The following is a 13,383-nucleotide window of genomic DNA, read 5'->3' as shown; positions in this document are numbered from 1 at the left end:
CGTGCAGATGTCCCAGCGCCCCGAGGACCCCATCGGGCAGGTGGAGGCGTCCAGCAACGTGGGCAGGCTGGCCGCCACGATCGACCGGCTGCGCAAGGAGATCCAGGACGCCCAGCTCGCGGCCGAGGGCCGGGCGCTGATCGAGCTGGCGCGGGGAATCCTGGTCGAGCGGCTGCACTGCGGCCCGACCCAAGCCGCCCAGCAACTGGCGGCGCTCGCCGAGCAGGCGGGGCTCTCGCAGCTGGAACTGGCCGCCGACATCATCAACCAGACGGCCCAGGACCGCCTCAGCGACGCCGCCCGCGACTTCCTGGCACAGGCCGGCGCCGATGCCCGCGCCGCCGAGGCTCCCTCGGTGGCGGTACGGCTGCGCATCGCCGAAAGCGGCGTGCTGTACGCCGCCGACAGCCAGATGGTCGCCGAGTCACTCCTGGAGCATGCGCTGGCACCTCTCGGTGCGACGGCGGTCGCGGTGTGGGCGGCGGGCCCCGACGCCTCCCTGACGCTGGCCGGATACGCGGGGTTCAGCGCCGAGGAGGCCAGGCGGTGGCGTTACGTGCCGCCGGGCGTGGCCACCCCGGCCCGCCGCGCCCTGGTCGAGCGGCGCACCGTCTGGTTCACCTCCCTGTCCGAACAGGGCCTGCCCTCCATCGGGCAGCGGCAGCTGCCTGGCGGAGGCCGCGTGACGGTCCCGGCGGGCACGGGGGGCCGCATTCTGGGCGTGCTGGAGATCGCCTGGCCGCACCCGCTGCAACCGCAACCGCCCCAGATCCACAAGCAGGTGGACGCGCTGGCCGAGCTGTGCGCGCACACGCTGGAGGCGCCGGCCGACCGGCGCACCGCGGCGTCGGACATGGCCGAGCTCATCGACCTCGTCGACGCGTTGCCCGACCCGGCGCTGGTGCTGAGCCCCCAGCTCGATGACGGGGGCCGGCTCACCGACTTCCGCATCCATCATTCCAACGGTCGCTTCGCCGACCCCGCCGGCCGCCCGCGCGGCAGCGTCACCGGCACGCTGCTGCTGGAGGCCTACCCCCTGGCGGCCGGCGACAGCGGCCTGATGGAGAAGATCGAGCACGTCCACGCGACCGGCGAGCCCTTCCGCGCCGAAGGCATGACGCTGACCGCCCTGGCCGACCAGGTGCCGCTGACCACCCTCGCGGATATCAGCCTCACCCGGCACGGCAACTGCATCCTGCTGATCTGGCGGGTGCAGGACGAGGTGGTGCGCCTGGCGAGCCTGCTGCAGCACGCCCAGCGGCTGGGTCGTATCGGCGGGTTCGAGGAGAACACCCAGACCGGTGAGATCACCTGGAACAGCCAGCTCTATGAGCTGTACGGCCTGACCCCCGCCGACCGGCCGATCCCGCTGGAGCACCTGCGCGAGCGAGCGCATCCCGACGACGCCACCACCATCGGCCGCTTCCTGCGCACGGTGCTGCACCACAGGCACCCCGGCGCCACCGCCTTCCGCCTGCAGCGCGACGACGGCATCATCCGGCACATCCGCGTCGTGGCCGAACCCGTCTTCGACGCCGACGGGCGCATGGCGGCCATCCGCGGTGCCTACCAGGACATCTCCGCCCAGCACTGGACGGAGGTCGCCCTGGCCGCCACCCGCGACCAGCTGGCCCTGTCCGAACAACAGGTCAACGAGCGCAACCGCCTGACCCTGCAACTCCAGCACGCCATCATGCCGCCGACCCGGGGCCCCCTGGAGGCGTTCGGCCTGCACATCGCCGTACGCTACCGGCCGGCGGAGAAGGAGCACCTGGTCGGCGGCGACTGGTACGACACCTTCATCCTGCCCTCCAAGCAGATCCTGCTGTCGGTCGGCGACATCGCCGGGCACGGCATCCAAGCCGCCACCGGCATGGTCATCCTGCGCAACGCCCTGCGCGGCCTGGCGGCCACCGGCGCGGGGCCGGCCCAGCTGCTCACCTGGCTCAACCTGGTCGCCCACCACCTGACGGAGAGCGTCACCGCCACCGCGGTCTGCGGCCTCTACGACCCCACCACCCGAATCCTGCGCTGGGCGCGAGCCGGTCACCTGCCGCCCATCCTCATCCGGCAGAACCGCGCGACCGAACTCCCCACGATCGACGGCATCATGCTCGGCGCGTTCTCCGAGGCCGACTACTCCGAAGAGCAGATCCAGCTCGAACAGGGCGACACCCTGCTCATGTACACCGATGGCCTGATCGAGCGCAGGGACCACACGCTGCAGCACTCACAGGCCGAGCTTCTGCTCATCGCCGAACACCCCGCCGCCAATCTCGACCACCGGCTCGATCATCTGCTGACCCACTGCAACTCCGACACCGACGACGACACCTGCCTCATCGGCGTACAGCTTCAGTGACCGATCCCTTAACTCATCTCCGGTGACACTTCGCGATCTTCCTGATCGCGGTCGTCCCGCGTCGGCCGCGCCGCCTGACGGACAGAAGCCGCTCGGGGCGATGCCCCGAGCGGCTTCTGGTTCCTCCCGCTTCGCTGGTTCCGGTTTTCAGGGGAACCGCCGGAGCTCCGGTCTGAGGGTGGCCGGACGGCCAGGCGCCATGATCAGGGGGTAGCTCCTGGCCGGGAGATCGGTGACGGGCTCCTAGAAGCCCGCGGTGATCTTGGTGAACTCCCAGGTGCCCTGGGAGATGCCGCTGCACTCGGAGGACGCGTCGCCACCGGGACAGGAGCGGTCACGGTTGACCGCCCAGTAGGCCAGGCGGGTGAGGCCCTTGGACTTGGCCCAGTTGGTGATCTGGGTCCAGGTCGCCGGGCTGGTCAGCTCGCCCTGGTCGGACAGGCCGTTCATGCCGGAGATGCCCATCCGGGAGTAGGCCTGGGCGTCGGTCCAGCCGTTGGCGGCCTTCAGCGCGTTCTTCAGGCCCTCGGAGGCGCTGACGGTGTTGTTGTAGATGTTCGTGCCGTCGAAGTTGAACGGCATGATCGTGTAGTTGTCGATCGGCACGGACAGCGCCTTGGCCTGGTTGATCAGGCGGATGCCGGCGCCGCTCGGGCCGTTGATCCCGGTACCGAAGGTGACGGCGATCTTGATGTTGGGGTTGCTCTGCTTGACGATCTTCAGGCCGTTGAGGATCCGGTCCTGAACGGTGTTGTTCTCGAACTCGTCGCTGTTCTCGATGTCGAAGTCGACGACCGCGGGTCCGACGGCGTTGATGACCTGCTGCACGGCGCCGGCGAAGGCCGCAGGGGTGGCGCAGTTCGGGCCGAGCTTGTTGCCCGACCAGCCGCCGAAGGAGACCTGGACGCTGCCGCCCGCGGCCTTGATCTGCGAGATCGCCTGCGCGTCGACGCCGCCGGTCAGCGGCCTGGAACCGTCCCAGCGAGGAACGCAGCCACCACCGGACAGGATGAACGCCATGGTGAAGGACTTCACGCCGGTGGCGTTCATGACCGTGACCGGGCTGGGCGGGTTGCCCCAGCCCATGTAGAGGTACGGCGCGCCGGCCATCTTGCTTCCGCTGGGCGGAGGCGTGACCGGAGGCGTCGTGGGACCGTCACCGGAGACGGTCCACTTCTGGTTGCTGCCGCCGCCGCAGGTCCAGATCTGGAGCCGGGTGCCGTTGGCACTTGACGGGCCGGTGGCGTCGAGGCATTTGTTGGCGGCGGGGTTCACCAGGTCGTGTGCCGCGCTGTACTGCCACTGCTGGGCCGCGGAGCCGTTGCAGTCGTAGAGCTGGATCTTCGCTCCGTTGGCGGTGGAGGCGGCGGTCACGTCCATGCACTTGCCGAGGGCACGAATGGTGCCGTCGGTGCCGACGGTCCACTGCTGGGCGGAGGAGCCGTTGCAGTCGTAGAGCTGCACGGCGGCGCCGTTGGCGCTGCTGGCCGCGGCCACGTCCACGCACTTGCCGTCGAGACCGGTGATCTGCCCGGTGGCGGCGGAGGCCGATGTGCTCGTCACGCCGATCAGGGCGGGGACGGCGACGAGCAGGCAGCCGAGGGCTGCCAGCAGCGGGATGCGCGGGCTGGATGGGCGCAACTGTGTCGTGTCCATAGGCGTCTCCTTCTGGTGAGGGGTGCGGCTGGAGGTGATCCAGCCAACGAGATGAGGACGCTGTTCGCAGGGTTCTGCCATCGGCGGCCGTGCGGCGCCGGCCTGCCGAGGCCCCGTCCTGCCGGGACACTAGATCAGACTTGATTCTTCGGTCAATACAAGAAGTAAAAAAAGTGAAGGCACGCTGTCAGGCCATATGAGCTCCCCATAAGGTGCGCCGGCGGGGGAGCGATCCCGGGCTTAGCAGCTCACGAGAGTGGCGAGCGCGAGCCGGATCCTCGCGGTGGGCGACGCGTACTCAGGAGCGGTCCGTCGATTTAAGGGTAATTTAAGGGGCCGATTCACCTGAGGTTCGCGGGCCACGAAGGTGGACGAGGCCGCAGCCCGGACCGAGCGGGCTCAGGCGGGTTCGGCGGCGAGCGGTGGGACGGTCCCGCGCCGGGTGACCGGGGCGGTGAGGGGCACGGCCGCCCGCATGCCGCCCTCGTGCAGCAGCCTCGCGATGGGCAGCGTGGCCGCGCCGTAGGCGACGGCGTCGGATCCCAGCTCGCACAGTTCGATGGACGTCTGCGCGTACGGCCGGCGCAGCGCCTGCGCGGCGGCGGCCTGCCTGATCCGGGGAAGCAGGCGCGCGCCGAGGGCCAGGCCGGCCCAGCCGGCCAGGACGATCTTCTCGGGATTGAACAGGTTGATGAGATCCGCGATGCCCGTGCCGAGATAGTCGGCCGTCTCGTCGAGGATCTTCGCCGCGGGCGCCGAGTGGTCGGCCGCGGCGATCAGCGCCGCGAGCGCGGACTCCTCGTCGAGGCCGGGCACCGGGTGGCCGCCTCGCGCGGCCCGGTAGCGGTCGAGCACGGCCCCGGCTCCCACGTAGGCCTCCAGATGGCCCTGCGCCCCGCACCGGCACCGCCGCCCTCCGTGGATGATCGTGGTGTGGCCCCACTCGCCGGCGCCGCTCGTCGCACCCCGATAGCTCTGACCGTGGGTGACCACCGCCGCGCCCACGCCGGAGCCCACCAGCACGATCACGGCGTGCCGGGCGCCCCGCCCCGCGCCGAACCACATCTCGGCCTGCCCGAGCACGGTGGCCCCGTTGTCGACGTAGATCGCCGCGTCGGTCCCCGCGCGCACCATCGCCTCCAGAGGCACGGCGTCCCAGCCCAGCGTCTGGGCGTGCACCAGCACCTGGGCACCCTGCTCGACGGTCCCCGACACCCCGATGCCGACGCCGAGCAGGGCGGCCGGATTCACACCGGCCTCGGCGGTCACCGTCGCCAGCCCGGACAGGATGTGCTCCACCACCTGTGCCGGGGTCGGGAGGGGGGAGTCGAACGGCAGGTCGGCCTTTGCCGGCAGGGCCGCCATGGACAGGTCGAACAGCTCCACCCGCACGCGGGTCTCGCCGACGTCGACCCCCACCACGTGCCCGTATCCCGGGGAGACCCGGAGCAGGATCCGGGGCCGCCCGCCGTCGGAGTCGACCGAACCCGCCTCGACGACCAGGCCCTCCTCGACCAGTTCACCGGTCAGGTTGCTCACGCTCGCCGCGCTCAGGCCGGTCGCCTGGCCGAGCTCGAACCTGCTGAGCGGGCCGTCGAAGTACAGTTTCGAGAGCAGGACCGAGCGGTTGCGGCGGCGCATGTCCCGTACGGTCGTGCGTTTGCCGTCCATGTGCCCGCTCCTCGATCGCTCGTTCCCCGCACCGGGCAGCACCGGCAGAGCACGCGCTCCCGCCTCCCGGCGGGACGGACGGAGCACGCGCTCCCGCACCGGGCGGGACCCGGCGAAGCACGTGCTCCCGCCTCCGGCAGGACGGACAGAACATGCGCTCCCGCCTCCGGCGGACCCCGATGAGACACTCGGGCCCGATCCGGCAGAACATCCGATCCCGCCTCCCGGCGGGATCGACAGAGCATGAACTAAGTCTTGATGCGAAACCCTATCTGATTATGACGGAATAGACCGTTCCATTTTGGCCGCCGCGGGAACGCGTCCACGACGGCCCCCACCCGGTGACGCGAGGGCTCGGCGGTCATGGGGGGAGCCCCGTCACTTCCCCGGTTGCGGGGCCGTCACCGGGCAGGTCAGCTTCGGCTCCACGTCGAGCAGGACGTTCACGCGGATGGTGAGGAAGGTGATCAGTGCGCCGGCGGCCAGCATCGCCGCGCTGATCAGCATCGTCATGTGGAACCCGCTGGTGAACACCGAGGGGGAGGCGAAGGCCTCCCCGGTCAGGCCGGCCAGCGGCGGGATCGCGGCGACGGCGAGCAGCCCGCCGGTCCGGGCGACGGCGTTGTTGACACCGCTGGCCACGCCCGCGTGACGTTCGTCGGCGGTGGCCAGCACGGTCGCGGTCAGCGGCGCGACCGTCCCCGCCAGACCCAGGCCGAACAGGGCCGTCGGGATCAGCACGTCCACCACGTAGGACGAGCCGGGCCCGATCCTGGACATCAGCAGCAGGGCCGCGGCACAGATCAGGAGGCCGGCCGTCATGGGGAGCCGGGGCCCGATCCGCTTGGCCAGCTCGCCCGAGCGGGCGGACAGCAGCAGCATGAGGATCGTCACCGGGATCATGGCGGACCCGGCGAGCAGCGGGGAGAATCCCGCCGAGACCTGGAGCTGGACGACGAGCAGGAAGAACACCACGCCCATCGCGGCGTACATGATGAACGTGACGACGTTGACCGCGGTGAACACCTTCGAGGCGAAGATGCCGACCGGCACGAGCGCGTTGGGCGAGCGCCTGATCTCCAGCCAGACGAACGCCACGCCCAGCAGGACTCCCGCCACGACGGGGACGGGCTGCAGGCCGATCAGGCCGTAGGTGATTCCGGCCAGTGCCAGGGCGGCCAGCGCCGCGCCGAGCACGTCGAACCGCCCGGTGGCCTCCGCGTCCCTGCTCTCGGGCACGTGCCGCAGGGCGACCACCAGCACGAGCGCGGCCAGCGGCAGGTTGATCAGGAACACCCACCGCCAGCCCGCCGCCTCGACCAGCCAGCCGCCCAGCAGCGGGCCGACGGCAGCCGCCACCCCTCCGAACCCCGACCAGGCCCCGATCGCCTTCGGCCGGTCCTCGCGGTCGAAGGACGCCTGGATGATCGCCAGGGATCCGGGCGTGAGCAGCGCTCCGCCGACACCCTGAAGCGCGCGGGCCCCGATCAGCGTCTCCACGTTGGGCGCCAGCCCGCACAGGGCCGACGCGAGCGCGAACCAGGCCACGCCGATCAGGAAGACCTTGCGCCTGCCGAACCGGTCGCCGAGCGAGCCGCCCAGCAGGATCAGACCCGCCAGGGTGAGGGTGTACGCGTTGACCGTCCACTGCAGGCCCGCCATGTCGGCGCCGAGGTCGGCGCCGAGGGCGGGCAGGGCCACATTGACGACCGTGCCGTCCAGCAGCGCGATCCCCGAACCGAGAACGGTGGTGAGGAGAACCCAGCGCCCCTTTGCGGAACTAAACCTTATGTGACCGTTGTCCATGAGCTTCATCATCGCCGACCGCCCGCGGGGACATAACCCGGGTGCATGATCCTGGAAGTGTCGGAGATCTCTGGTAGGACGTATCCCGTCATGTTCAGTCTGAGGGGAGCCCGGATGGACTACACCGAGTTCAACGACAAGGTCGACGGTCTCTACCGCGGCGACTACGCCGGTCTGCCGATCGTACGCCTGCGTCCCCCGGGCGCTCCGATGCCCGCAGCCGACCAGGCGGCGTGGCGGATCTCGGTGAACGTCTACAACGCGAAGGAGACCTTCGAGGAGCACTTCGCCCGCTTCCTCGACACCGTCGAGGTCGGCGAGGTCAAGGCGATCATCATCGGCGGATGGGGCGAGGCCTACGAGGAGGACTCCGCGGTTCCCGTCCGGCTGCTCGTGGAGAACGCCGCGCGGTTTCCCGCGCTGCGCTCGCTCTTCTTCGGCGCGATGCCGTCGGAGGAGTGCGAGATCTCCTGGATCCGGCAGAGCGACGTCACACCGCTGCTGGAGGCCTTCCCCTCGCTGGAGCGTTTCGAGGTCCGCGGCGGATCGGGGCTGGAGTTTCGCCCGATCCGGCACGAGAGCCTGAGAATCCTCCGGTTCGAGACGGGAGGGCTGCCCGCCGCGGTGGCCCAGGGGGTCGGCGACGGAGATTTCCCCGCGCTCGAATACCTGGAGCTCTGGCTCGGCACGGAAGACTACGGCGGCGACACCACCGTGGAAGCCCTGGAGCCCATCCTGTCCGGTGAGCGACTGCCCGCGCTCAGGCACCTGGGCCTTCAGGACAGCGAGATCCAGGACGAGATCGCGTCCGCGGTGGCGTCCGCGCCGGTGGTGGCGCGGCTGAAGTCGCTCTCCCTTTCCATGGGCGTGCTGAGCGACGAGGGGGCCGAGGCACTCCTGTCGGGGCAGCCGCTGACCCACCTGGAGCGACTGGACCTGCACCATCACTTCCTGACCGACGCCATGGTCGAGCGGGTCGAGGCCGCCTTCGCGGACTCGGGTCTCGAGCCGGACCTCTCCGAACAGGAAGAGCCGGACGAAGACCGGCGCTACGTCGCGGTCGCGGAGTAGACCGGATGAGCCACCACGAGAACGGCCTCAGCAGGTTCGCGACCCTGCCGGGTGTGCGGCTGATCATCGGACCACCCGCGACGCCGTACGGACCAGATCTGGACGAACGTCACGTCGTGGTGTCCGAATGAGTGTGCTGGCCGTCGTCGGCACGCCGGGGGATCGGCGGGTGACCATGTTCGCCGATGCCTGCGCCCGGTACGGCGTCCGCGAGCCCGCGGTCGTCCCCTGGACGTCCGTGCTGCGCGGCGAGGAGATTCGGCTGGAGCCGGGCACGCTCGTGCGGATCGACTCACCCGGCGAGGACGCGGAGGCGGACGGGCTGCTGCGCGGTCCCGGCGAGCCGTCCCGGGTGGGCGGTGGGGCCCGCTGGCACGCCGCGTTCACCGCCGGGACGGCACGGGTCCGCGAGGCCGTCGACCGGACGCCCGGAGCCGTGCTGCTCGCCGACGTCGGCGAGATCGCGGTGATGTTCGACAAGCGGCTGTGCCACGCCAGACTGTCCACGGCCGGGGTGCCGGTGCCGCCCGCGCTCCCCGGGCCGATCGGCGGCTACGCCGAGCTGCGCCGTCGCATGGACGAGGCCCGCTGGGGCCGGGTGTTCGTCAAACCGGCTCACGGCTCGTCGGCGTCCGGGGTCATCGCCCTGCACTCCCGGGGTGGCCGGGTCAAGGCGGTGACCTCGGCGGACCTGGTCTCCGGCCGGCTGTACAACTCCCTGAGGGTGAGGTCCTACGAGAACGAGTCCGATCTGGCGGCGATCGTCGACCTGCTGGCCGTGGACGGGCTCCACGTCGAGCGCTGGTTCCCCAAGGCGAGCCTGGACGGACACGTGATCGATCTGAGGGTGGTCGTCGTGGACGGCACACCCACCCACGCGGTCGTCCGCGTCGGCCGGAGTCCCATGACCAACCTGCACCTCGGCGGTAGCAGGGGCGACCTCGGCGAGGTCAGGGCCGAGCTCGGCCCCGAAGGCTGGGCGCGGGCCCTGGACGTCTGCGCGCGGGCGGCGGCCTGTTTTCCCGGGAGCCTGGCCGTGGGGGTCGATCTGATGATCGGGGTCGACTGGCGGAGCCTCGCGGTGGCCGAGGTGAACGCGTTCGGCGACCTGCTTCCCCGGCTGGAGGGCCTGCCCGGTAGCGGTGCCGAGGGCGTCGACACCTACGGCGCCCAGGTCCGCGCGATCCTCGCCCGCCACGCGCCGGCGGAGATCGGGAACGCGAGGGGCGAAGGGGCCATCGTGGCGGGCGGGCCGGTGGGTCGTGGCGAGGAGGAAGGCGCGTCCCCGTCCGTCTCGGTGAGTCCCTATCAGGGTTATGTCTACGCCTATCCGCACAAGACGTCATACCGTCCGCTGGACCCGCGTCCGTCGCTGCGGGAGGTGTGGGCGCGGGAGCCGCACACGAACCTGTTCCTCTATCTGCACATCCCGTTCTGCGAGATGCGCTGCGGGTTCTGCAACCTGTTCACCCGGACCGGCGCCCCCGAGGAGCTTGTCGCCGCCTACCTGGACGCCCTCGAACATCAGGCGAGAGCCGTACGGGACGCCTTGGACGATCCAGGGTTCGTGACCGCGGCCATCGGCGGTGGCACGCCGACCTATCTGAGCGCCGCTGAGCTCACCCGGATGTTCGACCTCACCGAGCGGATCATGGGTGCCGACCTGCGGGCCGTCCCGCTCTCGGTGGAGACCTCGCCGGCGACCGCGACGACCGACCGGCTCGCCGTTCTGGCCGAACGGGGCACGACCCGGATCTCGATCGGCGTGCAGAGTTTCATCGACGCCGAGGCCCGCGCGGCGGTCAGGCCGCAGAGACGGGAGGAGGTCGAGGCGGCGCTCGGCGCGATCCGGGAGGTCGGTTTCGAGGCGCTCAACATCGACCTGATCTACGGGATCGACGGGCAGACCGAGACCTCCTGGCGCTACTCGCTGGACGCGGCACTCGCCTGGAAACCCGAGGAGATCTACCTCTACCCGCTGTACGTCCGCCCGCTCACCGGCCTCGGCCGTCGCGCCCACGACTGGGACGACCACCGGCTCGCCCTCTACCGCCAAGGCCGTGACCACCTGCTGGCCGCCGGATACGAGCAGGTGTCGATGCGGATGTTCCGGCTGCCGGGGTCGGTGGGCGTGGCCGAATACCGCTGCCAGAGCGACGGCATGGTCGGCCTCGGCTGCGGCGCCCGCTCCTACACCTCCCGGCTCCACTACTCCTACGAGTACGCGGTCGGCGCCGGTCAGGTGCGCGCGATCATCGACGACTACGTACGGCTCGCTCCCGAGGAGTTCGACGTCGCCAACGTGGGATTCCGGCTGGGAGAGGACGAACGGCGGCGCCGTCACCTGATCCAGTCGCTGCTCCAGGCCGAAGGGCTCGACCTGACCTCCTACCGCGAACGTTTCGGCGTCGAGGTCATGGCCGGCTTCCGCGAGGAGCTCGAGCGCCTGGCGGAGCGGGGCTGGCTGGAGGGGGACGCCCTGGCTGCTGAGGAGGCGGCCGGGGCCGGGTGGCTGCGGCTGACCCCGGAGGGTCTGGCCCATTCCGACGCGATCGGCCCGGCGCTGTTCTCCGGCCGGGTCCGCGAGCTGATGGCCGGATACGAGGAGCGGTGAGAAAGGTCGGAAACGCACCGGTTCCCGTCTCCATCGGTCATGTCCGCGATCGTGGACGGAACGGTGACCAGGGCTGTGGTTGTGATCGCGACCAAGGCTGTGACCAGGACCAGGACCAGGAGCAGAGCCACGATCGTGGCCAGGTTCAGGGCCAGGACTGTGGCAAGGTTCGTGATCATAACCAGGACAAGGTCCGTGATCAGGACCACGATCGCAGCCAGGTCCGTGATCAGGACCATCTGACGATCCTTTATCGGGGGCCGCTGTCGAGCTGTGACTACGACTGTCCCTACTGCCCGTTCGCCAAGCGCCGCGACAGCCCCGACCGGCTGCGGCAGGACCGGATGGCACTGGAGCGGTTCACCGGATGGGTGGGCGGGCGGGATCACCCGGTCTCGGTGCTGTTCACGCCGTGGGGCGAGGGCCTGGTCCGATCCTGGTACCGGCGGGCGATGGTGGAGCTCAGCCATCTCCCGCACGTCCGGCGGGTTGCCATCCAGACCAACTTCAGTTGCCGCCCCGACTGGCTGGCCGAGGCCGATCTGGACACGCTCGCGCTCTGGGTGACCTACCACCCCGGCCAGGTCGCCTACGAGCGTTTTCTCGTCAGGTGCCGTGACCTGGTCGCCCGAGGTGTCCGTTTCAGCGTGGGTGTCGTCGGCCTGCCCGAGCACCTGGAGCGCGCACGGGAACTACGGGCCGACCTGCCCCCGGAGGTGTATCTGTGGGTGAACGCCGCCGAGGGTCACCCGTACACCGACCCGGAGGCGGCCCTCTGGACGGCGATCGACCCGCTGTTCTCCTACAGCCGGACGCCGCACCGCAGCGGCGGACAGCCCTGCCGCACGGGAGACACGGTGATCTCGGTGGACGGTGACGGCACCGTACGGCGCTGCCACTTCGTCCCGGCCGTGCTCGGCAACCTCTACGACGGGACATTCCGCCCGCGGGCCAGGACGTGCCCGGCGGCCCTGTGCGACTGCCACATCGGCTACGTCCACCTGGAGCAGACCGGTCTCTACGACGTCTTCGCCGGCGGAATCCTGGAACGCATCCCCGGAGCCCTGCCATCCGGCACAGCACGACGTTCCTGAACGAACAAGCGCGAACGAACGAGTGCGCGAATGAACGAGCGGACATCGGTCCACTGGCGGCGTACCGGCCCTCGGCCCCCGCTGTCTCCGCTGATCCACAGGCCGGCTCGTAGGCGCCGAGAGCGTCGCCGTCCGCGCCTGCCCTGCCGGGCGCCGGGGACATCTGTGCCGGCGAAGCGAAATCAGCGGTCCCGTCCGCTGCTGTAAACATTTCTACAGAGGATCTACAGAGGTTTTGGATTGAGGTGGCCGACTCTTACCTCATCGGTTCGATGAGTTCGAGAAAAGGGACCCCAATGATCAACACGATGATCCGGCGTTTTGTCGCAGGAACTGTGGCCGGCTTCGCACTTCTGGCCAGCCTCTCCATTCTGACGATTACCAATGCATCCGGTGCCTACGCGGACTCCGCCGTGGACGGTCAGATCACCCAGTCGGAAGTAATCGCTCGCGCCTGGGACTGGGTCAATCGGCGGCCATACATCAAATACGACAGCAGCGGAAGAACAAGTTATCCCGATGCGGCAGGCAAGCAGTACAGGCCGGACTGCTCGGGTGCGGTGTCCATGGCATGGCATGTGGGCACGAGCTATAACACCTCGACTCTGCCCAGTGCGCCGAAGGTGAGACTGATCGCGGCCGATCCGTCCAGCTCAACCGACCTGCGCACCGGCGACCTGCTCAACGTGGTCAACGGTCCCAACGGGGAACACCACGCGGTCCTGTTCGACCAGTGGGAAGCGGACCACGTTCACTTCTCGGTCTTCAGCTTCGGCGGGGGCAGTGACGGCTCGACACCTCCTCAGCACGAGACGGGCAGGACGTTCAGCGGAAGCGTCGGCGGTCATCCCGGATCCATCTACAGCGCCTACCGATACGACAATGTCCTTCCTGACACCCTCGTATCGGATAGCGAGCAGCTTCAGTTCGCGGACATGAACAATGACAGGGTGGCCGACCTGATCTCGATGCGCTCCAATGGTGACGTGGTCGCCTACTGGAATGTCGGCGGTATCTTCAACGGCACCAACAAGCTTGTCGCGTCCGGTTTCAAGGAGCCGGCCCGGACCAGATTCGCGGACATGAACAGTGACGGTGTGGCCGATCTG

At 69.7% G+C, this 13,383-nt stretch carries 9 protein-coding genes and 1 pseudogene; 7 read left to right on the top strand and 3 right to left on the bottom strand.

Features of this window, described 5'->3' with window-relative positions:
- Positions 1–7 precede the first annotated feature (7 nt).
- Positions 8–2,362 (top strand): PP2C family protein-serine/threonine phosphatase, encoded by a 2,355-nt coding sequence (locus tag CHC08_RS09350; protein ID WP_089206994.1) that lies wholly within the window; start codon positions 8–10, stop codon positions 2,360–2,362.
- Between the two features lie 243 nt (positions 2,363–2,605).
- Here the strand turns inward: CHC08_RS09350 and CHC08_RS51390 are convergent, their stop codons facing one another.
- From CHC08_RS51390 to CHC08_RS09335, 3 genes are all read right to left on the bottom strand, one after another.
- The gene (locus CHC08_RS51390; RefSeq protein WP_089206809.1) at positions 2,606–4,018 is read right to left on the bottom strand and encodes a chitinase; all 1,413 of its coding nucleotides are present in this window, start codon (positions 4,016–4,018) and stop codon (positions 2,606–2,608) included.
- A 399-nt stretch (positions 4,019–4,417) separates the two neighbouring features.
- Positions 4,418–5,689: an ROK family transcriptional regulator gene (locus tag CHC08_RS09340; protein ID WP_089206808.1), complete on the bottom strand. Its 1,272-nt coding sequence runs from the start codon at positions 5,687–5,689 to the stop codon at positions 4,418–4,420.
- Between the two features lie 378 nt (positions 5,690–6,067).
- On the bottom strand, positions 6,068–7,495 hold the full coding sequence (locus CHC08_RS09335) for an MFS transporter (protein ID WP_245878226.1): 1,428 nt from the start codon (positions 7,493–7,495) through the stop codon (positions 6,068–6,070).
- A gap of 114 nt (positions 7,496–7,609) precedes the next feature.
- Here CHC08_RS09335 and CHC08_RS09330 point away from each other — a divergent pair, with 114 nt between their 5' ends.
- From CHC08_RS09330 to CHC08_RS09310, 6 genes and pseudogenes are all read left to right on the top strand, one after another.
- Positions 7,610–8,566 (top strand): STM4015 family protein, encoded by a 957-nt coding sequence (locus CHC08_RS09330; protein WP_089206806.1) that lies wholly within the window; start codon positions 7,610–7,612, stop codon positions 8,564–8,566.
- A 5-nt stretch (positions 8,567–8,571) separates the two neighbouring features.
- Positions 8,572–8,697, top strand: coding sequence for a hypothetical protein (locus CHC08_RS52360; protein ID WP_275937163.1), 126 nt, complete (start codon positions 8,572–8,574; stop codon positions 8,695–8,697).
- Positions 8,694–9,740, top strand: a pseudogene (locus tag CHC08_RS09325) (STM4014 family protein); the annotation flags it as partial. The gene CHC08_RS52360 and the pseudogene CHC08_RS09325, both read left to right, overlap by 4 nt.
- 81 nt (positions 9,741–9,821) lie before the next feature.
- Positions 9,822–11,180, top strand: coding sequence for an STM4012 family radical SAM protein (locus tag CHC08_RS09320; protein ID WP_179281972.1), 1,359 nt, complete (start codon positions 9,822–9,824; stop codon positions 11,178–11,180).
- A 239-nt stretch (positions 11,181–11,419) separates the two neighbouring features.
- Entirely contained in the window at positions 11,420–12,274 is an 855-nt protein-coding gene (locus CHC08_RS09315; RefSeq protein ID WP_089206992.1) for an STM4011 family radical SAM protein, read from the top strand.
- Positions 12,275–12,570: 296 nt separating this feature from the next.
- On the top strand, positions 12,571–13,383 hold an 813-nt coding region (locus tag CHC08_RS09310), incomplete at its 3' end, for an FG-GAP repeat domain-containing protein (RefSeq protein ID WP_143653151.1).

The organism is Streptosporangium subroseum (genome assembly GCF_900188345.1).
Taxonomy (GTDB): Bacteria; Actinomycetota; Actinomycetes; order Streptosporangiales; family Streptosporangiaceae; genus Streptosporangium; species Streptosporangium subroseum.
This window is presented reverse-complemented; position numbering and strand designations above follow the sequence as displayed.